19 protein-coding genes are annotated in these 22,048 nt (G+C 50.3%); 18 read left to right on the forward strand and 1 reads right to left on the reverse strand.

Features of this window, described 5'->3' with window-relative positions:
• The first annotated feature begins 1 nt into the window (after position 1).
• Genes FIV08_RS08630 through FIV08_RS08685 form a run of 12 tightly spaced genes read left to right on the forward strand, consistent with a single transcriptional unit; the run spans position 2 to position 13,297 of the window.
• On the forward strand, positions 2 to 1,519 hold the full coding sequence (locus FIV08_RS08630; protein WP_152438015.1) for an XrtA system polysaccharide chain length determinant: 1,518 nt from the start codon (positions 2 to 4) through the stop codon (positions 1,517 to 1,519).
• A complete protein-coding gene (locus FIV08_RS08635) occupies positions 1,519 to 2,418 on the forward strand; it encodes a polysaccharide biosynthesis protein (protein ID WP_228703986.1) in 900 nt (299 codons plus the stop codon). Before FIV08_RS08630 ends, FIV08_RS08635 begins: the two co-directional genes overlap by 1 nt.
• Positions 2,411 to 3,700, forward strand: coding sequence for an outer membrane beta-barrel protein (locus tag FIV08_RS08640; RefSeq protein ID WP_228715517.1), 1,290 nt, complete (start codon positions 2,411 to 2,413; stop codon positions 3,698 to 3,700). Before FIV08_RS08635 ends, FIV08_RS08640 begins: the two co-directional genes overlap by 8 nt.
• An 11-nt stretch (positions 3,701 to 3,711) precedes the next feature.
• Positions 3,712 to 4,107, forward strand: coding sequence for a GtrA family protein (locus FIV08_RS08645; RefSeq protein WP_152438016.1), 396 nt, complete (start codon positions 3,712 to 3,714; stop codon positions 4,105 to 4,107).
• A gap of 13 nt (positions 4,108 to 4,120) precedes the next feature.
• The gene (locus tag FIV08_RS08650; RefSeq protein WP_152438017.1) at positions 4,121 to 5,104 is read left to right on the forward strand and encodes a glycosyltransferase family 2 protein; all 984 of its coding nucleotides are present in this window, start codon (positions 4,121 to 4,123) and stop codon (positions 5,102 to 5,104) included.
• Positions 5,101 to 6,609, forward strand: coding sequence for a glycosyltransferase family 39 protein (locus FIV08_RS08655; RefSeq protein WP_152438018.1), 1,509 nt, complete (start codon positions 5,101 to 5,103; stop codon positions 6,607 to 6,609). The genes FIV08_RS08650 and FIV08_RS08655 overlap by 4 nt, the downstream gene beginning before the upstream one ends.
• The gene (locus FIV08_RS08660; protein ID WP_152438019.1) at positions 6,606 to 7,514 is read left to right on the forward strand and encodes an XrtA system polysaccharide deacetylase; all 909 of its coding nucleotides are present in this window, start codon (positions 6,606 to 6,608) and stop codon (positions 7,512 to 7,514) included. The genes FIV08_RS08655 and FIV08_RS08660 overlap by 4 nt, the downstream gene beginning before the upstream one ends.
• Entirely contained in the window at positions 7,514 to 8,668 is a 1,155-nt protein-coding gene (locus tag FIV08_RS08665) for a glycosyltransferase family 2 protein (RefSeq protein WP_152438020.1), read from the forward strand. Before FIV08_RS08660 ends, FIV08_RS08665 begins: the two co-directional genes overlap by 1 nt.
• Positions 8,669 to 8,671: 3 nt before the next feature.
• Positions 8,672 to 9,790, forward strand: a complete 1,119-nt coding sequence (locus FIV08_RS08670) for an acyltransferase family protein (RefSeq protein ID WP_152438021.1) — start codon at positions 8,672 to 8,674, stop codon at positions 9,788 to 9,790.
• Positions 9,787 to 10,926 carry a glycosyltransferase gene (locus FIV08_RS08675; RefSeq protein WP_152438022.1) on the forward strand — a complete coding sequence of 380 codons (1,140 nt, stop codon included), beginning with the start codon at positions 9,787 to 9,789 and terminating at the stop codon, positions 10,924 to 10,926. Before FIV08_RS08670 ends, FIV08_RS08675 begins: the two co-directional genes overlap by 4 nt.
• A 23-nt stretch (positions 10,927 to 10,949) precedes the next feature.
• Entirely contained in the window at positions 10,950 to 12,185 is a 1,236-nt protein-coding gene (locus FIV08_RS08680; protein ID WP_172972261.1) for a CoF synthetase, read from the forward strand.
• Entirely contained in the window at positions 12,185 to 13,297 is a 1,113-nt protein-coding gene (locus FIV08_RS08685) for a CapA family protein (RefSeq protein ID WP_152438024.1), read from the forward strand. Before FIV08_RS08680 ends, FIV08_RS08685 begins: the two co-directional genes overlap by 1 nt.
• On the opposite strand, the gene FIV08_RS08690 is transcribed toward FIV08_RS08685, so the two are convergent.
• A complete protein-coding gene (locus FIV08_RS08690; protein ID WP_152438025.1) occupies positions 13,283 to 14,479 on the reverse strand; it encodes a glycosyltransferase family 4 protein in 1,197 nt (398 codons plus the stop codon). The two genes, FIV08_RS08685 and FIV08_RS08690, sit on opposite strands and share 15 nt — an antisense overlap.
• Positions 14,480 to 14,825: 346 nt before the next feature.
• Between FIV08_RS08690 and FIV08_RS08695 the strand changes: the two genes are divergently transcribed.
• Genes FIV08_RS08695 through FIV08_RS08720 form a run of 6 tightly spaced genes read left to right on the forward strand, consistent with a single transcriptional unit; the run spans position 14,826 to position 22,046 of the window.
• Positions 14,826 to 16,202 carry a hypothetical protein gene (locus FIV08_RS08695; RefSeq protein WP_152438026.1) on the forward strand — a complete coding sequence of 459 codons (1,377 nt, stop codon included), beginning with the start codon at positions 14,826 to 14,828 and terminating at the stop codon, positions 16,200 to 16,202.
• 58 nt (positions 16,203 to 16,260) lie between these two features.
• Positions 16,261 to 17,529: a glycosyltransferase gene (locus FIV08_RS08700; protein WP_152438027.1), complete on the forward strand. Its 1,269-nt coding sequence runs from the start codon at positions 16,261 to 16,263 to the stop codon at positions 17,527 to 17,529.
• A 25-nt stretch (positions 17,530 to 17,554) separates the two neighbouring features.
• A complete protein-coding gene (locus tag FIV08_RS08705; RefSeq protein WP_228715518.1) occupies positions 17,555 to 18,445 on the forward strand; it encodes a glycosyltransferase family 2 protein in 891 nt (296 codons plus the stop codon).
• The gene (locus FIV08_RS08710) at positions 18,445 to 19,566 is read left to right on the forward strand and encodes a glycosyltransferase (RefSeq protein WP_152438029.1); all 1,122 of its coding nucleotides are present in this window, start codon (positions 18,445 to 18,447) and stop codon (positions 19,564 to 19,566) included. The genes FIV08_RS08705 and FIV08_RS08710 overlap by 1 nt, the downstream gene beginning before the upstream one ends.
• A 6-nt stretch (positions 19,567 to 19,572) precedes the next feature.
• On the forward strand, positions 19,573 to 20,634 hold the full coding sequence (locus FIV08_RS08715; protein ID WP_152438030.1) for a polysaccharide deacetylase family protein: 1,062 nt from the start codon (positions 19,573 to 19,575) through the stop codon (positions 20,632 to 20,634).
• On the forward strand, positions 20,634 to 22,046 hold the full coding sequence (locus FIV08_RS08720) for an O-antigen ligase family protein (RefSeq protein WP_152438031.1): 1,413 nt from the start codon (positions 20,634 to 20,636) through the stop codon (positions 22,044 to 22,046). Before FIV08_RS08715 ends, FIV08_RS08720 begins: the two co-directional genes overlap by 1 nt.
• The last annotated feature ends 2 nt before the right edge of the window (positions 22,047 to 22,048 follow it).

Below are 22,048 nucleotides of genomic sequence, written 5' to 3' on the forward strand. Positions count from 1 at the left end.
TATGGCATTACCGTTATCGCAGTTACCGCAAGAGATTATTCGCGAAGTGCGCCAGCGCAAGGGCCTGGCGTTCTTGTTGTTTGTGGTTGTCAGTTTTGCGGTGCTGGGTGCCGGGTTCATATGGCCTTACAAGTACCAGGCAGACACCATTATCTTCGTGGATGACCGGAATATTATTGCGCCTTTGATGGAAGGGCGTGCGGTTACAACCAAGATAAATGATCGAACATCGGCGGCCCGAGAGCTTCTGATGAGCCGAACCTTAATTGAGCGGGTGGCTTCAGACCCGGAGATCTACCGCAACGCTTCTATGGACCCGGATGCTTTGGAAGGGCGCATTGCCAAAATCCGAAGTGGGCTATCGGTGCGCCCCCGGGGCGACAGCTACTTCAGCATTGGCTTTTCTTCGACTTCCCAAATGGAAGCCTTCCGTGTAGCCCAAAAGCTTGGCCAGGTGTTCATAGAAGAAACCAAAGACCGGAAGCGGTCAGAAAGCCGCAACGCCTATGACTTCATCGACAAGCAGGTGAAAAGTTACGAGCAACAACTGACCCAGGCCGAAAACCGCCTGAAACAGTTTCTCTCCGAAAACACCGACGGCACGGAGCAGGAGGCAAACTCCAGAATGGCTCAGCTGCGTAACCAGCTGGAGTTGGCTCAGCTAGAAAAGGAAGAGCTGAGAACACGTATTGCTTCTTTGCAAGGACAACTCAACAACATCCGGCCGACCATTCGCCAGGGCAGAACCGAGGATGCGTTCCGGGAGCGGATTCGGACACTGGAAGAGCGATTGGATGCCTTGAGGCTCCAATACCACGACACCTATCCGGATATTGTGATCACCCAGGAACAGCTGGCCGAGCTCAAACGCCAACGGGATCTGGCTGCGGCACAGCAAGGCGGCACCACCTCCCTTGATGGCGAAGAGGCAGTGAACCCACTTTACCAGGAACTCAGCGCTGCACTCTCCAAAACCCGGGCTGACATGGCGACCATTGATACCCGTATCAACTCGTTACAGCGCCTTATGGAGCAGCAAACACAACGCATGGAGCGCATACAGGCAAATAAAGCCCAGTATTCGGAACTCACCCGAGACATGGAAGTAAACCGCGAAATCTATGATGACCTGCTCAAGCGTCGGGAAAAAGCGCGGGTGTCCATGCATCTTGATATAGAAGGGCAGGGATTGAATTACCGAATTAACGAAGCGGCACAGTTCCCCAGAACGCCTTCTGGCCCCCAGTTTTCCATGTTCGCCATGGCCGGGCTGTTCCTTGGGTTGGCAGCGCCTTTTGGGGCGGTTGCCGGATTGCTCCAGGTAGATCCCCGAATTCGTGCCCGTAAGCAGCTTGAAGACGGCATCGGTTTACCGGTCCTGATCGAAATTCCGGAAGTGCGCACCCCCTTTGAGAAACGCCGGGACCGGCGGGTCACCATGATGGTCGGCATTTTTGTCGTGTTAACTGCAGCGGTGTATATCACCATCGTTGTGCTCGCCCAACTGGGAGTGATCTGATGCCAGAACAACGAAATGATCAGCCCGAACTGGATCCAACAGAGCAACGCTCTGGACATTCCGATGCCCAAGATGCCCGGAGCGCCGAAGAACAGTCTTTCTGGTTGAAGCGCAAAGAGCGTCTCAAGCAGGAGCTCGGACACTTTGACGAAGACGATTCGAGAATGCTGGTGCCCAGCTCCCTTGAGCTGGGGCCGGGCGCTGTCGACAAATATGTCATCAGCAAGCAGATCGTTCGGATGCAGGAGCCCAGACGGCTGACACCTGATGACCTGGATGAACGTCGCATTATCTATCCTGAATCCCGCAACCGGACCCTCGTTAACCGGTTTCGGGATCTGCGGACCAAGCTTCTGGAGCTTTCCGGCGGCAACAATTTCACCCTCGTGGTGAGCGGAGCCTCTTCAGGGGCTGGGTCATCCTTCGTAGCGCTCAACCTGGCCGCAGCCTTTGCCTTTGACCAGGCGAAAACCGCGCTGATCATTGACTGCAACCTTCGGGAGCCGTCCCTGCACACCACGCTTGATGTGTTGCCAGAAACGGGCCTGACAGACTTCCTGGATGACCCAGACTATGACATCGCCAGAATCCTTTACCCAACGGGTATCCCGAGGCTGAGACTGATCCCGGCTGGCAGCCGCCGTGAAACGCCGTCGGAATTCTTCACATCGTTCCGAATGAAGCAGTTCCTGCAAGCCGTTCGCCGCCGCTACCCAGATCGCTTCATTGTTTTGGATACTGCGCCCATTTCTGAATCACCTGACGCTAGGATTCTGACCGAATTGTGTGACTACGCCATGCTGGTGGTTCCTCACGGCAAGATCACAGCAACTACCGCTGAGCATGCTGCCACGGCTTTCAACCCGGATAAATTTGTGGGAGCGGTGATCAATGGATAGCAAGCAGGGCGCAGGGATGCCCCACAGCAGAATACTGGCGATCGGGTTTTTGCTGGTATGTTCCGGTGCTGCAACCACCGCCCAAGGTAATTCAGAGGTCACCGGGGGCCTGGACACCCGTTTCACCGATAATGCCCGCAAAACCAGTAGCGGAGAAACCAGCGATATGGAAACCCGGGCCTACATCAGAGCTGGCTATCGCACTGACCCCGGCCGCTGTAATGCAGACTTTACCGGTACTCTGGGCTATTCCCTGTGGCACGACAACTCCTTTGATGACGAAGCCTTTGGTGAGATGGACTTCATCGGTGATTGCGAACTGGCGAACCGTTTTTACTGGGATGTCAGCAACAACCTACGTGAAGTGAACCAGGACGCGGCCCAGAGCAACACCCCTGACAACCGAACTCGCAAAAACGTATTCAGCACCGGCCCCCGTTACCTTTTGCGCGTGAACGATACCAACTGGCTGAACTTGTCGGCCCGATATGAAAACGTAGAGTTCAGTGAGCCAGAAGAATCAGACAGCGAACGCTACATCGGCTCCGTGGCGTGGAACCACATCGTAAGCCAGACACTGACTGCCGGCGTGAGCACCTCCTACAGTCGGACCGAGTACGACACCGATGCAGAGGTTGATGTAAAGAGCGCCAGACTGACGTTTTCCAACGTATGGGCCACCACAAGATTGTCCGGTGCCATTGGGGTGAGCGAAATAGAAACCCGCTTTGGTTCAACCACCCAAAGCAGCGACGGCCTGATCGGCGAGTTGGACCTCACACGCACCATTACCCCAAGCCTGGATTGGTACCTGCGCGGTGCCCGGGAGCTAACCGACCGCACCTCCAGCTTTGACATCCGATTTGGCGAGTTCGAGTTCAACCTGCGTGACAGTATCTCGGTTGAAACGACAACGCTCTCTACCGGTATCAACCAGCGTTATTCAGACCGGTCATCGCTGACCGTTGATGTCTATGCCAGCCAGGCGGATTACCTGGAATCACCGGAACGTGAAGACAAGTCTGGGCTTAATGCCCGCTATTCCAGGCCGTTGACCGAACTGGCCAGCGGCTACGCCAGCATCGGCTATGACTACACCAAATTCCAGAGCGACCAGGCAGATGACCGCACACTTCGGCTGGAAGCCGGTACCGAGTACCAGGCCACTCGCGACTTTAATTTGGTGGCGAAAGTTGGGCACGAAAGAAAAGTAAGTGATGTGCCTACCCGGGAGTACGACGAGAACTGGGTGTTGGTTGGGGTGGAGTACCGGTTTCGGTAGGTGAAAGAAAAATGCTGACGAATGCTGAAGGAATAGTGAACAAGCTTGCCGCCTACGGGCTGGCGGGCATTGTTGGCACACTGTTTCACTATCTGACCCTGTATATCTTTGTGGAATTTGCTGGTGTCGGTGTTCTTTCCGCAACCGGTATTGGATTTGTGGTTGGCGCGGTAATCAACCACGAACTTAACCGGCGCTATGTATTCAGGGGCGCCGGTGGGCGATACGCCGAGACTGCTGTAAGGTTTTTCGCCATAGCGGTGCTTGGTTTTTGTATGAACATGCTGGCGATGCACCTATTGCATTCGCTGATGCATGTCTATTACTTGTTGGCGCAATTGATAGCGACAGCCGGGGTGTTCCTGGTTACTTTCGTTTTAAACAAGTCTTGGACGTTCAGGACATAGGATGGCGGGTCGAATGGATTCTTTGACGGTACTGGTGCCGGTCTATAATGAGGAAGCTGTAATCGATGAGTTCTATCGTCGAACGGTGGCAGTGTGCGAAAGCCTCGACAGAACGCAGTTCGAGATCCTTTTTGTAGATGATGGAAGCTCTGACGAGTCATGCGACATTATCAGTGGATTGATTGCGAAGGATCCGCGCCTCTCATTGCTCCGACTTTCAAGGAACTTTGGAAAAGAAGCCGCGTTAACGGCGGGACTTGATCATGTGGATGCTGATGCCACTGTTATCATCGATGCAGACCTTCAGGACCCCCCGGAACTTATTCCGGACATGCTCGCTCTCTGGAAAGAAGGATACGACACTGTATATGGCCAGAGAACGGAGCGGCACGGCGAGTCTTTCCTTAAAAAGCTAACAGCCAGTGCTTTTTACCGTTTGATGGCCCACGTCGGACGATTCTCGATTCCTCGGGATACAGGAGATTTTCGCCTGCTAAGCCGGCGAGCGGTGAATGCGCTGCGGAGCCTGCCGGAGTCCAACCGCTTTATGAAAGGGCTATTCTCCTGGATTGGCTACCCTCAAATCGCGCTCAAGTATTCCCGTGATCCCCGCCATGCGGGAGAAACCAAATTCAATTACTGGAAGCTGTGGAACTTTGCACTTGATGGTATCACATCTTTCACCACAATCCCCTTGAAACTGGCGTCTTACATCGGGGTCTTTCTGGCCTTCGGCTCCTTTGTTTACGGCGCCTACGTTATTGTCAAAACCCTGATCTGGGGGGATCCGGTTCCCGGTTACCCGTCATTGATGACCGTGATTCTTTTCATTGGTGGTATCCAGCTCATGTTCCTAGGCGTACTGGGGGAATACCTCGGGCGAATGTTCGACGAGACCAAACGCCGCCCTCTTTATCTTATTCAGGAGCATGTTCGTGGTCCCGATTTCAGGGGCTCGGTTGGTGCGGCAGAGTATGCTAGGGAAAATGTCAAATGACCCTGCAGTTATCGGCTACAGAGCGAAATCTGTGGTTTGTCGCCCTGATTGTATCGATTGGTTTATGTCTGTTTTACGGGCTTCGATACAGTCTCAGTGAAGGGGTCTGGTTTGATGAAGCGCTAACCACTTACTTTATCGGCCTGGGCTGGGCCGATCTGTTTCACTTCATTGCCCGGTATGAAGCCAATATGGCGTTATATTACGTCGTGCTCAAAATCTGGAGCATGGCAGCAGGCTCCGAGTTCGCCCTGCGGGTTTTTTCCCTACTTTGTTACGCTGGCGCACTTTGGCTCATGTTCCTGCCGGTCAACAAGCACTTCGGTATACGAGCTGGGTTTACCGTTCTAATCTTAACCCTCTGCCATTTCTATCTTGCTCGATACAGTGTGGAAATCCGGGGTTATGCCCTTGCGCTGCTGTTCATGGCGCTGATGTGGTTCTGTTGGACTCGCATTGTTCTCGACGGTGAACGGAAATATTGGCTTTGGTACGCATTGGCTGGTTTGTTTGCGGTACATACTCATTTTTACATCGCTCTTGGTATTTTTTGTCTTGGCTTGATGGCGTTGCCGGCATTGAAGAACCGTGGAGACTTCGGCAGATGGCTTGGCGCCCATTCCGTTATCGGTTTGAGCTTTCTGCCCATTCTTGCTTTTGTGGTGTTTAAGGAAAGTGGACAACTGGCTTGGCTTACCGCCCCTGACCTCAAGTCTCTCATCTACCTTGGCTTTGATTATTCCGGAGCCGCACCCGAAGCTAGTGACCCCGTGCGCTTTGGATTGCTGCTTGCAGTCGGCACCTTTGTACTGATCGGCTTGGTGCGGCTCTTGTATTCCGAGGGTGGAATCAAGGTGCGAGGTAACAGCCAGCTTCAGCTCTGGGTTAGTGCGCTTGTCATCGCTGTGGTGCCTGTTGGGATTGTATTTCTGGTTGCTCAGTTTGAGCCTGTTTTCTCCACACGCTTTTTTACACCGTTCATGCCTTTTTATCTGATGCTGGCTGCGATCGGGGCAACACTGGCGTTCCGTACCTGGGCCTTGGCACCCGTGGCGCTGTCCATGCTGCTCCTGGCATTGTCTGCCCACGCATACGCCCATCGCGAACCGAACCGTTGGGCAGCGGCATTCGGTTTTCTCGCCGATCACTGTGGTAAAGAGCAGGCTGTGCTTTACATGAACCCACGGGGGCAAGCTGCCATTAACTACTATGAGAAGCACGCTCCCACCGGCTGTAATCTGGATCCATTGCCTTTTGAGTTGGTCCCGGAGAACTACTTTAAGGGGCCGGATGAGTATCCAGATCAACTGGAGGGACTCAATCAATACCGAACGGTATGGCTAGTATTGACCCATCTCTCAAACCCTGAAAGAGACAAGCTGGATCGTTACCTGGAGCAAGTTGAATCTGCTGCAGGCCCATGTGAGCCCGCATACAGTAATGTTGCGGTAGAAATACACAGGTGCTCACAGGTCGACAAACGGGAGGTGACGAAGACGCCATGAACGAACAACCCATTTCCAACGCTTTAACCATCGACGTGGAAGACTATTTCCAGGTAGCGGCCTTGGCAGAGGCCGTTGACCGTGATAGTTGGCACGCTATGGAATACCGGGTGGAAACCAATGTAAACCGGCTTCTGACGTTGCTGGATGAAGCGCAATGCAAGGCCACCTTTTTTACCCTGGGGTGGGTAGCTGATAAATCACCAAACTTGGTTAAAGCTATTCAGAGAGCCGGCCATGAAGTGGCGAGCCATGGTTACAGCCACCAGTTGATCTACAAACAAACGCCAGAGGTTTTTCGAGAAGAAACCCGTAGGTCTAAGCAGACCCTTGAAGATATCACCGGTGAAGCGATTACTGGTTATCGAGCGGCGAGCTATTCCATCACCAACCAGTCCCGCTGGGCACTGGATATCCTGGCGGAAGAAGGATTTACCTGGGACTCCTCCATATTCCCGGTGCACCACGACCGATATGGCATGCCCGGTACACCCCGCTGGCCCCACAAGCTGACAACTGACAAGGGCTATGAACTGGCCGAATTCCCCTTGAGTACCCTGAAGTTCCCCGGCTACACATTACCCATAGCCGGTGGCGGATACTTCCGACTGTTCCCATACTGGTTCAGTCGCTGGGGCCTGGGCAGCATCAACCGCCAGGGGCAGCCGTTTGTGTTCTACCTGCACCCCTGGGAAATCGACCCGGGGCAGCCAAGGCTGGACGTTAAATGGTTCTCCCGTTTCCGTCATTACAACAACCTGGATGTCTGTGAACAACGCTTAACCAAGCTGTTACACCACTTCAACTTCACCACCATGAGTGACGTGCTGCGCAATCAGGGCGTGCTGGACTCGTCAATCGACAACAAGCTTTTAATGACAGCGGCATCCGGAGCGACGGTGTAATGCAGTTTCTGTTCTGGCTATCCCTGGCGTTGCTGTTTTATATCTACTTTGGCTATCCACTGCTGGCCAAAGTGGTTGCGAAAGTTACCGATTACCAAGTACAGAAAAGCGGGAGCTATGAACCTTCTGTGTCCATCCTCATCGCAGCTTATAACGAGGCAAACGACATTGAGGCAACCCTGCGAAACAAGCTTGCTCTGGACTATCCCACATACAAAGTTGAAGTGTTGGTGATTTCTGACGAATCAGAAGACGGCACGGACGATATCGTGCGTGAGGTGGCGGAAGATGCAGCTTTCCCAATCCGCTTGTTTCGGCAAGTACCCCGGCAGGGCAAAACTTCGGGCCTGAACACTCTGGTGCCAGAAGCAAACGGTGAGATCATCCTGTTCTCTGATGCAAATTCACATTGGGATACTCAAGCCCTCAAACACCTGTGCAGCAACTTTTCGGACCCGGCCGTAGGCTATGTCACCGGAAAAATGGTTTATGTAAATAAAGATGGCTCCCTCGTGGGGGACGGCTGCAGCGCCTACATGAAGTATGAAAACTGGCTGCGGGAGCAGGAAACACAAATTGGCTCTGTTGTTGGCGTAGACGGCGGCATTGATGCAATGCGCAGGGAGCTATACAAACCACTCAGAGCGGACCAGTTACCGGACTTTGTTCAGCCGTTAAAAGTTGTGGAGCAGGGCTACCGCGTAGTCTATGAGCCCAAAGCCTTGCTCAAAGAAGATGCGCTGAACGACAGTGACAGCGAGTTCAGCATGCGCGTGAGGGTAAGCCTGCGAGCACTCTGGGCCCTGAAAGACATGAAGCAACTGATGAACCCGTTACGGGACCCTGTATTTGCGTGGCAGATGATTTCACACAAATTACTGCGATACGGGGCATTTGTGCCCTTGATCCTGCTCGCGATCACCGCATTAATGCTGGCGCCTATGAAAGCAATATATACCCTGGCGGCGCTAGGCTACATCGTGTTCATGGCTTTGGCCTGGGCCGGGCACAAGCAGGAGAAAGAAGGGAAGTCGCTCTCCGCGCTACTGTCTATTCCCTACTATTTTGTGCTGTTGAATATGGCCTCCTACAAGGCATTTATGGCCTTTTTGCGGGGAGAGAAGAAGGTTATCTGGAATCCAAGGAAGGGGTGATCAGTGGCATTGCCAGGGCTTGAAACAATACTTCAATCGAAGAAACTTCCGGGTCTTGATGGCTTCCGGATGATAGCCGTTATGGCTGTGGTATTGGCCCACTCCGGCATTGGAACGCTGTTCTTTTCATCCCGACACGGCGTTGCCGGATTCTTTGTTCTAAGCGGTTTTCTGATTACATGGTTGTTGCTCAAGGAGCATGATAAAAATGGTGATATTTCTCTCAAGAACTTCTATGTGAGGCGTTCACTACGCATATTCCCAGCTTACTATGCGTTTATCGCCGTATCGATCAGTTGGGACCTGTATCGTGGTAACGACGACATCCGGGAGGTGATCTTTCCCGGACTGTTTTATTTGATCAATTACCATAATGCACTGGAAGGTCACAGCTCATCTTCCCTGGCTCATCTTTGGTCGTTGGCTATTGAAGAGCAGTTTTACCTTATCTGGCCTGCTGTCTTCCTGCTGTTGATGAAACGAGGCAAAAGCACCGTACTGACTTTTCTATTATTTGCCAGCCTCGTTGTCATGATCTGGCGAAGCATCACTTATTCTGTTCTCGACTGGGGTAGCTCCTACGCCTATAACGCTTTCGATACCCGGTTTGATAATCTGGCTATCGGATGTGCCTTGGCGTTTTTGATGGAGCGGCAGAGGGCAATTGGGCTGCTAAATGCAGTAAGCAGTCAATTCTGGATGCCGATAGTAACCTTTGTTCTGTTATTCCTGTCTAGACAACTTTCAGATACGCATTATGCCTATGGCCCAGGCTTCACTATCGACGCGTTGCTTTTAGCTGTTTTACTGATGCAGCTTGTCCGTTTGAGCGCGGGTCGATTCTGGGGCTGGTTGAACCATCCCTATGTTGTCTATCTCGGAGTTATTTCCTACCCAATTTATCTTTGGCACATGTGGGGGGTACAGGCCGGCCAGAAACTGAATTTCCTTCCCGAATCTGTCCAATTGATGGCGGGCGTTGTCATCAGTGGTTGCTTGGCCGCAGGGTCTTATCATCTTCTTGAGAAGCGATTTCTGGCCTTGAAAGGTCGCTACGAGGGGCGTAGAGAGGGCGAAGCAACTGGGCCGACTGTAACGGAAACGATCGGAGTAGTGAAATGAAGGTTCTGCACCTGATTGATAGCGGTGGGCTTTATGGTGCGGAGAAGATGTTGCTCGCTCTGGTGAAGGCTCAACTGGATCAAGGGCTGGAACCGATGATACTGAGTGCAGGTGAGCCCAATATCGAGGAGAAACCGCTGGAAGCCGAAGCGAAGCGGTTGGGGTTGCCGATAATTAGCTGGCGAATGACCCCCGGAATTAACATTGTCGAAAGTTGGAAAATTCTGAAGTGGGCGCGTTCTAATGGCTTCCATCTCCTCCACTCCCATGGGTTCAAATTCAACGTTCTGGTTGGCCTTATCCCGCGGTTTCTGCGTGAAATGCCAGTGATTTCTACGTTGCATGGCTATGTGCATGCAAAACGGTTTTCTAAGCTTTGGTTTTACGAATTATTAGACAGGGCAGCTATCAGATCTGTGGATGGCATTGTGTTGGTTAGTGAAATGACGCGGAAAGAGCTCCCGAAAAAAATTCGCCATTCAATGAATGTAGAAGTAATAAGCAATGGAGTGGACTTATTTGAGTTGAGTAAACGTGCAGGCGAAAAGATACCCGAAGATATACAGGCGTTTGTTAGTGGGGCGGTTCCGCTGCTTTTAGGTGTAGGTAGGTTGTCCAGGGAGAAAGGCTTTGATTTGTTAGTCGAATCCTTCGCCGAAGTAAAAAATGTGTACCCAGAAGCAGGTTTGTTGTTAGTCGGTGAGGGAAAGCAGCGCCCTGCGCTTGAAGCCAAAATCAACGCTCTTGAGCTAACTAAATCCGTACTTATGCCCGGATATATGGACGGTGTTCCGGCCCTGCTTCACCAGGCAGACGTACTTGCGATGCCATCCACCACAGAAGGGTTACCTATTACGTTGCTGGAGGCTGTAGGCTTGGGGTGTCCTGTTATTGCGAGTCCAGTAGGGGATATCCCTTTGGTTTTGAAGAAGGTAGATGCTGGCACAGTACTTAAGGAACGGTCGCCAGGTGCCTTGGCTACGGAGATCTTGCGTACGCTGCGGCATTCAGATGAGTCGAAACTGAGAGCAAAGGAGGCGACGCGCAGAGTTCACAGTTTCTATTCCGCATCTGCGATGGCAGAGAGTTACCTCGCGGTATATACCCAGCTAACCTGCAAGCGCCAGGTACGATGATACTTTACAAGAAATTTAGGTCCGTGATCACCAGAGCACTATATCGATTTTTAGGGTTGAATATTGATTATTGGTGTAGAGAGGTGGCGCGGCTATGGAGTTTGCCGAGCGAACAGCTGGTACTTGAGCGGGAAGCGGTGTTGGCTGAAACTGGGCCGCTGAATGCTAGCGGTCAACCGGTAAGAACGCTTGCGCAGCTTTCCTCATCGAGTGTGCTGTCAAAGGCGACGCTAATCGATAGGTTTCAGAAAGCTAATGCCCAAAAATCACCCGGTATGCGCTATTTCTCGCGGCATACTTCGGGCACCACGGGCCAGCCTACAGAGATCATTCTGAGTAGAGCGGAACTGTCTCGCCTTCTCGCCGTTCGCGACTACTGCTTTCGGCACCACGGCATCTCTTTGGGAGAATCAGAAGGCCGACTCTGGTCGGAGCATAAGGGCATTAAAAGTCGGGTGATGAACTTTTTACTTAACAGGAGGGTTGTGTGCCCCACTGGGGCCAATGCTGTCACGAAGGTGCTCGAATTACTGCGTTCGAATCCAACGTATCTTTATGGTTACTCATCGTTGTTACTGGAAGCCGCCCGCTTGATCGATGAATCGGGGGAGTCGTTTCCACCGCCCAAGCTTGTTGTGTGCACCGCAGAAACGATCCTCCCTGCACAGAAGGCGTTCATTAGTAAAGTGTTCAACGCGCCGGTAGCCGAGGAATATGGTTCCACCGAGTTTGATGTCATTGGTTTTGAGTGTTCAAAGGGACATCGTCATCTGGTCAATCCGTGGCTTGTTGTTGAAGATGGCCCGGAAAGGTGTCTGGTGTCAGATGTATCTCGTAAAAGCCAGAGTTTGGTGAGATATGATCTGGGCGACGCTCTTGAGCTCTCTACATCTCAATGTGGCAGTCTTGGGTCTAAACAGGTAATCAAAAATCTGCAAGGACGAACAATTAATCGTTTTTTCTATGTCTCTCCTGACGAAAAAGTTCACTCGTCTATATTTTCCCGCATCATTGATGAATATTCTCACCAGTATAATGAAATGTTTTCCTTCTTGGCGACTCAAGAACATTATGGGGAGCTTGCTTTAAATATTGATGCGGTAAGGTTAACGAATGCTGACGATCTCTCCGAGTTTGTAAGGATTAGGTTTGAGGAAGAGTGTGGAACTACTATTCGTGTCACCGTTAATGCTGGGGCGCGCCAGATGCAAGCTGGAAAACGGAACTATTTTATTCAAAAATTGACGGAGTCTATTTAATGGAGGTTTCAGCAAGCAAGCTCTCAATCTCAGCGGTGGGAGATGTTTCGTTAGGGGATCATCCAGTCTGTGCCGGGATCGGTATGAGAAGCGCGTTCCGAAAACGAGGTGGTTCCATTCTGGCAAACGTCGCTGATAAATTCAGGGAGTCAGACCTAACGGTTGCAAATCTCGAAACGGTAACATCAAACAAGGGGTTAAGACCCTTCTGGTTGCCGTCCTATGAAATGCGAGGGGATCCTCAATCCCTGACTTATCTGCGTGAAGCGGGGATTGACATTGTCGGCGTCGCTAACAATCATGCTATGCAACATGGAGAAGTTGCCTTTCAAGATATGGTCGAGCAAGCCCGTGCCGCTGGAATGGAAGTGATTGGTACCGAGGAGTCCGAGGGACGAACGAAGGTATTTGAGATCGTACATGAAGATGGACTTGTAAGCGCAATTGTTTCACTGTCGATCAGACCAGAAGAGTGGGCAGAGTCAAGTAATGGTTTGCCATATAGTTACCGGGATGGCGCTGACGAATTACTTAATGAAATAGCTCGACTACGTAGGGAATTTTCGGGGTTTCTTATTTGCTCTTTGCACTGGGGTCTTGAGTTTCTGGATTATCCATCCCCCGAGCAAGTTGAGCTTGGGCACAAATTGATCGACAAAGGTGTTGATGTGGTGTTTGGGCATCATTCTCATGTGCTACAGCCCGTTGAGCAATATGGAAATGGGTTGATATTTTATTCCCTGGGAAATTTTGTATTTGACCTTTGGCCGGAAGAGACCCGCTATACAGCAATTGCGCATGTTGACTTGAAAAAGGGCAAAGTTCCGCAGTTTCAAATCACTCCTGTAAAAATCAATGCTGATTATTCGTTATCGATTGCTGTTGGCAGTGATGCAAGAACAGTCGAGGAGCTTTTATCTTGGGAACGTTTTCAGGCTATGGGGAGCAAACCGGAATCAGAAAGCGAGTACCGTGGGCAGTACAATAGCGCACGTCGGAAATTTCGGTTTTCGAGCTATCGGTACTTTCTCAAAAACTGGTACCGATATCCTCCTTGGTTTTTCGCTCAAGCATTGGGGCGCACCGCAATCAGGAGATTAACCGGAACCTGAGTCCAGCGATGATATTGCTTGTGCCAGCCGGGCTTTATCATTCTCCCAATTATAAGTTTCAATGACGGCATTGTGCCCATTGCGCCCGAGCAATTGTCGGAGGTGAGGGTCTCTCAGCTGTTCGAGTTTTTCTGCAATATCAGCAGTATTCTGGTCTTTACAGACCAAGCCGCAATTGCTTTGCTCAACAATCCTGCGAATTGGGATGACTTCTGTCGTCAGCACGGGTAGGCCGGCCAGCATGTAATCAAATATTTTGTTTGGAATTGTATGGTTCCAGTGCCCGCACACTCTATACGTAAGTGAGCCGACGTTAGCTGCGGCCATTAGCTCATTGACGCTTTCATGACTAAGCCAGCCGTGAATAGTCACCGATTTTGCTACACCTAGCTCGGTAACTAAACGCTCCAGTTTTGGTTTGCTTGCTCCTTTGCCAACGATATCGACTCTGATGGAGTCAGCAGTGTTTCCTCTTTTAACGTATTGAGCAACAGCGTGGATTAACAGATCCAAGCCGCGAAGCTCGGTCAGGAAGCCCACATAAACAAGATGAAGGCTTGTTCCGGAGTGTTGATGCACTGATCCGCTGAATTTATCAATTGGTGGTGTGTTACTGACGATCGATATCTGCTGTTCCGGAATATCTTTTTTTAGCAGTCGATCGCGTGATTCTTCGATCATGACCAGGGTGTGATCTAGCTTTGGAAGAACTGAGGATTCGTATCGCTCAGCAACTTCTGGGCTTTTAACCAGCCTTTGAACCACTGATTTGTCAGAAAACTTAGCAGAGGAAGCGTACATTTCGGGGTACACCTCTGCCATGTCAAGAACCACTTTGGTGCCAAGGATGCGCTTCAGGATCAACGCACTTCTTACTAACGGAAGATCGCGGACAATGATTAAATCTACGTTGTCTTGGTGAACAGCCCGGAAAATTCTAAAAATCCAGAGCGGATTAAACCAGAGCGGGAGGTTCAGAAGTTTTCGGAGAAATAAAGGAAGTAGCCTTAAGCGGGGAAGCCTTAATAACTTAAGGTTATTGTCTGTTTCTCTTATCGGTCTTTGTTCGAGATTCCGACTGACGATAGTGACCGAATGGCCTTGCTCTGTCAGTGCCAGCGCGAGTTTCTCAACCCTTACATCCCATGGGTAATCTTCTTTATACACGAGAATTATGTTCAACGAAGGGTCCTCCTTTACCTAAATTATTCACGTTGAAAAATGTGCTGGGGTGGCTTGTGTTAGGCGACGTAGTCTATCATGTAGGTAAGTGGGCTGCCCGTCCTTGACTAGGTTTCCGGAGGGGCCGCTCGGTCTGGATTGGTCCGAATTTTGAGATCTGGTTCTCGTTTTATTTTAGGTAAAGTCCGGGCGTGTTTTGTGTCAGATCGGTAACGACATGTGGCGTTTGGTCGGGATGTGAACGGCAGCAAGCTAATGCTCTGTTTTGACGTTCATAGTCTGCCAATCGGCAACATGCATTCATTACGCAAAGCCTGCGTAATGGTATTTGATAGGAGTGAGAAAAATGATTCTCCATTACGCCCTTCTTGGAAGAATAAACGCACTGATCTTTTTGTTTGCAGCTGGATCATTGTCGTCAATCGCAACTGGCGCCAGTGCAGAGCCGTCTATTTCTGGAGTTCGGGTGTCCGAAGAGGTTAGGCACGGCTCTGCAGTAACTATTAGCGGAAAGGGTTTTGGCAATAAGACGTCACCTGCCCCTGTATTCGTAGACTATGTGGAAGAAACCTATGAATATGGCAAACGAAGAGCAGTATATTCTAACTTTAGAGACGGCGATATAATTCAGCCAGCATCTGAGAATCCGGAATCCCTATGGGGAGCTTCAACATCAATTCTGCCTGTAAGGTATGATAACGACGGTGAGAACGCGCGTCATCAGTTTGACGAAGCCCGATATCATTTTTTCGGTGAGAACTCTTGGCTCGGGCGCCCTGTTGTATACGGCGGACCTGATGGGTGGAGCACTCCTGACAACAACCCACAAATTTACGTTAGTTGGTGGGTAAAGGTCGATTATAACTCTACGTACTATTGGCGGATTAATCCCGCTGAGCTCAAGGGGCAGTTCCGCGCCGGAGAGCCTGTAGCTTTAAATGGTGAAGTGGCCGGCGATTATGTGGGCACAGATGATGAAGGCCTTCTTAACTTTGTGTTTCCCGGACATATCAATTCAAACAACTTACGGGGAATGGTCATAGAGGGTATTGAATCGAAAGCAAGCGCGGTGTTTCCGGAATCGCCAATATCCGGGGCTGGTTATGGTTTCATAAGTCCTGGCACCAAATATATACGAATCTGGGATGAACCAAACTCGAAGGGAATACGCGCTAGTCTTTCTATGACGGATTATTATGTTTCGTCAGCCGAAGACTTAAGTTATGGGACTGGAAAAATATATCAGCGTCGCGAAATGGAGCCGGAGATCTGGCACCATTTCGAAGTTGAAATCGACACTGAAAGAGGTGTGATGCGGTCCTGGTTCAATGGCGAAATGGGTGGGGTCGGTGAGTTTGATCCCCGGGCAGCCTTCGAAGAAGGGTTTAGCCCTACCATTGCGCTGATTGGTAACAATGCGAAGCAGGATAAGCTTCAAAACCTCTACATTTCAGAAATCTACATGGATAGCAGTGTTCAACGAGTTGTGGTGGGTGATGCACCACGCTACGAGGACCTGTCCCACTACGAAATACAGAGGCCCATCGGTTGGAATAGTAGTCAAGTTGAGTTCGTTCTTAATCTTGGTGCGCTTGATACTTCGTCAGGGTTATACGTTTACGTTTTTGATGAGATTGGCGTTCCAAATCAGGAAGGCTTTGCGTTGTGTGCAAGTGTAAATTGCCCCTCGCCACCTGAGCCCATTAAATTACAGGTAAACTGAGTCGCCTGAGTGGCATTTTCTCCACCTCTCGACGCGTATCCACTCAATGGAGTTGTAGATGACAAGGAAGTTAAAGCGAGAGCTGTTTAACCTCGCTCGTGAATCAGATCTTGCCGGCTGGCGTTTTGTGATTCGTATGGTCTGGATTCGTGTCTTCAGTGGTGGGGGGGCGGGAAGGGAACAAAGACTTGATCAACTTACCGGAACGCTGGCTCACTTTCCCGGGAACCACCTTCATAAACGACAGCTATCTGAGGCTCTGGGTTTAGCCGGCTCGGTCAATCGTTCCGTGAAGGGAGATAAACCGCTTTCCCTCAGTTACTGCGCCTTATTGAAGACTTATATCTCGGACTTGGAGAAGGGAATATTACTGGTGTCTTTCGAGAACCAGTTGGAGCAGTTGCTTAACTCCGGTCGTATTGATGACGTTCTTGCTCGCTACCATCTTGTTTTTATCCCTTCTTGGAGTGGTCTGTACTCCAAAGAATTATTCAGATTGGTTGCCGCTGCCGGCCAAGAACCTGTTTTCGTTTTGCCCGTTCATAGGCATGAGCGGGAGCTGGTTCCAACGCTTAGTGCTAATTGCCACGCTCTCCCATTTAACGCAGCCAGTTGGGTTAATCCTGAGTTCTTTGAAGGGCCAGCTCAGGAAAGAGATATTGATTGCCTGATGGTTGCCAACTTCGCCAGTTTCAAAAGACACTGGCTGTTATTCAAGGCATTGAAGGAGTTGCCTGAGGATGTCCGGGTAACGTGTGTTGGCGTTCCTTTGGGATCCCGAACCGCTGAGAGCATTCGTCAGGAGGCAGTGGAATACGGGGTATCGGATCAGGTAACGATCGTTGAGGATCCTAGCCAGGAAGAGCTGAGGCGATATTTTCGAAGGGCAAAGATGTTCTGTGCGATGTCTTACCGCGAGGGGTCGTTTATTGCCGTTGCGGAGTCTTTGATGTCTGGCACGCCTGTGCTTATGTTTCGCAATGCACATATTGGTACAAAGAGCCTCATTAATGAAAACACTGGTGCACTGGTGAAGTCTGTTAGGGAGTTGCGGCAGAAAATACTGGAGTACAGGAACTTTGAAGGGCACGATCAGGTTCGTCAGATTGCGATAGATAATATCAGTGCACAGGCTAACTCTCGTAAACTTAACGATATGCTCCGGGACTGGTCAGACAGTAATGGCAAGGCCTGGACGGTTGACATAGAACCATTCTACAGTCAGCGACTCGACTTTTATTATTTCAACGAAGATAACCGTGATCGTCTGGCTGATGATTACAGGTATTTATCCGAGTTAGGTATCCGGTTTCCGAGGTTCTCTTAATTCCATGCCCTCCAGGAACAGTGTTGTGCCGTCTTCATCCAATAAATTGGTTTCCGTAATCATCCCTTCCTACAATCGTGCAGCCTATATCGAGGCGGCCATTAACTCTGCGCTTGACCAGACTTACGGTCCGGTTGAGGTAATTGTCGTGGATGATGGATCGACGGATGGCAGTTATGAAAAGTTACAACAATGGGCAGAACGAGAAGAACTGGTGCTTCTGACTCACCCTGAGCGCAGGAATCGGGGCCAGTCTGCATCGATTAATCTGGGTATTCAGCGAGCGACCGGTCGCTATATAGCAATTCTGGACAGTGATGACATGTTCGCCAAAGAAAAATTGGCCGATCAAGTAGCGTTCCTGGAAGCAAACCCCGAAACAGGTATGGTTTATGGCCAAGGTCATGCCGTAGACGCTAATGGTAATTTCCTGTTCAAAGTTCCTGGTGATGGCCATCAGGAACTGAGTGATCCTAACCGGCTACTGCTCGATTGTTACATGGCGCTGCCAGGGGGGTCGCTTGTTCGTCGTTCGGTATTTGAGAAGGCTGGCTTATTTGAGGAATCTTTTAGGGCCGGCCAGGATCACGATATGGCTATTCGGATCATGGAAGCGACTAAATGCGCTTATTTGCCGAAACTTGCTTTCTATTACCGCAAACACGACGACGCCATCAGTGTTAAAGGGCTCGAACGTCGCTGGCTTACTGGGCTGGAAATTCTTCGCCGTGCTAATGAGCGGTATCCCTACATGAGAAGCACGATTCGAAAACGCAAAGCGGTGCTTCAATTCAGGTTAGGGCAGACCTATTGGCGAGAAAGGCGCAAGGCCAAAGCGTTACCGCATCTTATCTCTTCAGGTTTGCTTGATCCCGCCCGTGCCTTGATGGTTCTCATAGGGCGAGAGCAGGTTTAATGGATTCCGTACCGCAGCCCATTCTCTTTGTTATCGACCACTTCCGTAATCCCAATGCTGGTACTGAGGGACAGCTCTTCCAGTTGGTTAAAGGCTTGGATCGAACCAGGTTCAAACCTCACCTGCTGGTCTTCCGGGATTCGGAGTTTCTTCAGGTCGGCGGATTTCCTTGTGATTACTCGGTTTTGGGGCAGCATCGTATTCTTTCTGTGGCCACTTGGTATGCGCTTTGGCAAGCCGCCCGGCGGTTTCGCGCTTCTGGTGGCCGCTTGGCTCATGTGTTTTTTAATGATTCCTCGGTCGTCTGTCCGCCGATCTTCCGTTTGCTTGGCATCGAAACGATTATCTCCAGGCGGGATATGGGGTATTGGTACACCCGCAAGTATCTGGCTCTGTTGAACCTAAGTGGACGATTTGTTGCCGCTGCGATCACCAACAGTCAGGCGGTTAAGGAAGTGACGCTTCGGCATGAGCCTGTTTCTTCAGATAATACCCACGTGATTTACAACGGATACGAATTTGAGGACGAGCAACCCTCAATACCCTCCGATCTGCAGGAATTGCGAGCGGAGCATCCAGCTGCAGTATTCGCCGGAATTGTCGCCAACATCCGGCCGATAAAACGGATGGAAGATGCGATACGAGCGTTAGGGTTGCTGTCAGGGCAAAGCCCCGCTTTGCATCTGGTTATCATTGGCGATGGTGAGCCCGAGGACCTCAAAGTAATGGCAAAAGAGCTGGGAATTGAAGGGCAGGTACACTTCCTGGGCGCGCGTAGGGACGTAAGGGGTTGTCTCGCCGGCCTGGATATCGGCTTGTTATGTTCTGAATCAGAAGGTTTCTCTAACGCCGTGGTAGAGTATATGCAGGCGGGATTACCCGTGGTTTGTAGCGCCGTGGGGGGCAATCCGGAAGCGATTGCCCACGGGGAAACCGGTTTTTTGTATGGCTGTGGTAATGTGAGTGAGTTGGCGGAACGCCTCAGAGAATTGGCTTTTGATGGTGATCTCCGTGCCCGTTTGGGAGAAAATGCCAGCGTTAATGCAAGACAGCGCTTCAGTATGGAAACGATGGTTCGGCAGCATCAGGAAGTTTATGGCTCTCTGCTGAACAAGGAGTAAGGCAGTATGGGGTTGTTTTCGAAAACCATTCGCACGCTGGGCCCTTGGGGCGGCTATCAGCTGGCCAGGCAGATCTGCCGGAACCAGCCACGCATCCTTATGTATCACCGGTTTTCGGATCCGCCGGTCAAAGGGTGGGCAAGTCCGCAGTTCTTCGAACAGCAGGTCCGACACATCAAGGATAACTACAATCCGTTTTCGCTGGTTGGGTTAATGCAGTATAAGCGTGAGCATGGCCGCATGCCTTCTCACGCGGTTGTCATTACCGTGGATGACGGTTACCGCGATTTTTATCAGTATGCTTATCCGATCCTCAAGAAGTACCAAGTACCTGCCACGCTGTTCGTTACCACGGGGTTTATAGAACGTAAACTCTGGCTGTGGCCGGATAAGATTACCTGGTTGTTGAGCCAGGTCGACCGCATTGAGGAAACAGTAAAGATCGATACTCTTCGGATTGAGGCTGGGCCGGTGAATGCCGAAACACGTCAAGTCTATTGGCAGCAATGGAACGATCACGCCTTGTCGTTGCCTGATGATGAGAAGCATAGGTTCATCGATGAGTTGGCCCGCCGCCTCGGAAAGACCTTTCCCGAGTCGATTCCCCCGAAGTTTGAGCCGTTAAACTGGGATGAGCTTGCGGAGATGCAGCAGAATGGTGTTGAAATTGGAGGCCATACAGTTACCCATCCCTCGTTGGGGAGGGTCAGCGAATCTCAGGCTCAAGCAGAAATAGTAGGGTGTAGTAATGCATTGAACGAAAACCTGGGACGGCGCTCGCGTACTTTTTGCTATCCAAATGGTCAGCCCTCTGATTTCCAGTGTTTCCTGCCTGCGATAGTTGAAGGTTCAGGGTTCCTCGGGGCAGTGACGGCATTCCCTGATGCGAATGGAACAAAAGATCCGTTTTTAATGCGTCGTCACGTGAGTGGCGATGACATGTTTCAATTCTTCAAAGCTACATCTGGCGTTGAATTGCTAGGGCATATGCTAAGGAGGGATATAAGACTGCGGAGAGATTCTTTTCCGGGCGCTACTGGTATCGCAAGCCCCGGAGGAAATGCGTAATGGTTCTGGCGGTTGGAGCGTTAACTCTCTCTAGGGCGAGACTTTCGACGCAAACTGTCAGCACCTTTACATTTTTATTCTATCTGTATTTTATCGTGGATTACTTCCTTCGGTTTCCAGCAAGGATTCCCGGCTACAGTAGTCTGAGACCGACTCTAATAGGGATTCTGATTCTCTCAACATTATTGTTTGTTCAACGAGAGAAATTCAAAGGGCGTTTTGATGATCCAGTTTTTCGTGGGTTCTTCCTTCTGGTGGGGTACATTATTCTGACTTTGCCCTTGGTAGAGTGGCCTGGGAGTGTTATACGAGGTAACTGGGAAACCTTTCTGAAGGCCGTGGTTTTTCTGTTCTTTACGGCGCTAACTATAGATACCGAAAAACGTCTCAAGTGGTTTGTAGCTGTATTCGTATTTTGTCAGATATTTCGTGTTCTGGAACCATTATATCTTAATATAACCCAGGGGTACTGGGGAAGCGCAACACACCTTCAGGGTGCTGAGTTTGCGAACAGGCTTTCAGGTGCACCAGCGGACGTAATTAATCCGAATGAACTGGGATTTGTTATAGCGACAGTCATCCCATTCCTACATTATCTGCTATGGCCTAAGGGTTGGTTGAGTAAGGGAATTTATTTAGTCCTGATTCCTTTGCTTCTCTATGCGTTGATACTTACTATGTCCCGCGGTGGATTTATTGCTTTGCTGGTGGTTGCCTTTTTTGTGTTCAAGGAGTCAAGGCGAAAGTCGGGATTAATTGCGCTAGGTGTCATCATTGTTGTTGGTGCGTTCAGCGTTATGACTCCGATCCAAAAGGATAGATATTTATCACTTGTCGATAGGGATACTGCCGGCGGGGCTTCGGCAGAAGGCAGATTTCGTGGAATGGTTAATGAGTTTAAAGTGGGGCTGAGCAGGCCCATTGTTGGTCATGGTTTGGGAACAACCCCCGAAGCCAAAACACATAAGCTCGGGTCACGACAGGCAAGCCATAACTTATACGCTGAAGTCTTGATTGAACTCGGGGTTATTGGCTTTATTATATTTATGATGTTTTTGGTGAAAATCGCTAAAAAGCTTAGGTTAGTTAGAGAGAAGATGACCAATATTGTCTCAGATTCCGGGAACTATTTTTTACGATTAAATAAGGTTCTTTTATGTGTTTTTTGGATGTATGTCGTATACAGCATTAATTATTGGGGGCTTTCTCAGTATTACTGGTACCTATTTGCGGGCCTTGTGATTGCTTTCGGAAGGCTAATTCCATCTCCAGATGAGGTCGAAAGAAGCGAGGATCCGAATGGAGAGGATGCAGTAAATCACCGTTACAGGCTGGCTTCGAGTTTGAAAAATAGGCATCCCAGAGAAACACGAGCATGGAAGCCATTGAATGAAAATCAGGAACGATGCTAATG

Origin of the sequence: Marinobacter sp. THAF197a (genome assembly GCF_009363275.1) — a bacterium.
Taxonomy (GTDB): domain Bacteria; phylum Pseudomonadota; class Gammaproteobacteria; order Pseudomonadales; family Oleiphilaceae; genus Marinobacter.

What these genes read in the sequence shown, in the direction of transcription:
- FIV08_RS08660 (WP_152438019.1), top strand. Translation starts at nt 6,606, where the DNA reads ATGAACGAACAACCCATTTCCAACGCTTTAACCATCGACGTGGAAGAC.
- FIV08_RS08700 (WP_152438027.1), top strand. Translation starts at nt 16,261, where the DNA reads ATGACAAGGAAGTTAAAGCGAGAGCTGTTTAACCTCGCTCGTGAATCA.
- FIV08_RS08640 (WP_228715517.1), top strand. Translation starts at nt 2,411, where the DNA reads ATGGATAGCAAGCAGGGCGCAGGGATGCCCCACAGCAGAATACTGGCG.
- FIV08_RS08635 (WP_228703986.1), top strand. Translation starts at nt 1,519, where the DNA reads ATGCCAGAACAACGAAATGATCAGCCCGAACTGGATCCAACAGAGCAA.
- FIV08_RS08665 (WP_152438020.1), top strand. Translation starts at nt 7,514, where the DNA reads ATGCAGTTTCTGTTCTGGCTATCCCTGGCGTTGCTGTTTTATATCTAC.
- FIV08_RS08715 (WP_152438030.1), top strand. Translation starts at nt 19,573, where the DNA reads ATGGGGTTGTTTTCGAAAACCATTCGCACGCTGGGCCCTTGGGGCGGC.
- FIV08_RS08720 (WP_152438031.1), top strand. Translation starts at nt 20,634, where the DNA reads ATGGTTCTGGCGGTTGGAGCGTTAACTCTCTCTAGGGCGAGACTTTCG.
- FIV08_RS08675 (WP_152438022.1), top strand. Translation starts at nt 9,787, where the DNA reads ATGAAGGTTCTGCACCTGATTGATAGCGGTGGGCTTTATGGTGCGGAG.
- FIV08_RS08650 (WP_152438017.1), top strand. Translation starts at nt 4,121, where the DNA reads ATGGATTCTTTGACGGTACTGGTGCCGGTCTATAATGAGGAAGCTGTA.
- FIV08_RS08710 (WP_152438029.1), top strand. Translation starts at nt 18,445, where the DNA reads ATGGATTCCGTACCGCAGCCCATTCTCTTTGTTATCGACCACTTCCGT.
- FIV08_RS08695 (WP_152438026.1), top strand. Translation starts at nt 14,826, where the DNA reads ATGATTCTCCATTACGCCCTTCTTGGAAGAATAAACGCACTGATCTTT.
- FIV08_RS08645 (WP_152438016.1), top strand. Translation starts at nt 3,712, where the DNA reads ATGCTGACGAATGCTGAAGGAATAGTGAACAAGCTTGCCGCCTACGGG.
- FIV08_RS08630 (WP_152438015.1), top strand. Translation starts at nt 2, where the DNA reads ATGGCATTACCGTTATCGCAGTTACCGCAAGAGATTATTCGCGAAGTG.
- FIV08_RS08685 (WP_152438024.1), top strand. Translation starts at nt 12,185, where the DNA reads ATGGAGGTTTCAGCAAGCAAGCTCTCAATCTCAGCGGTGGGAGATGTT.
- FIV08_RS08655 (WP_152438018.1), top strand. Translation starts at nt 5,101, where the DNA reads ATGACCCTGCAGTTATCGGCTACAGAGCGAAATCTGTGGTTTGTCGCC.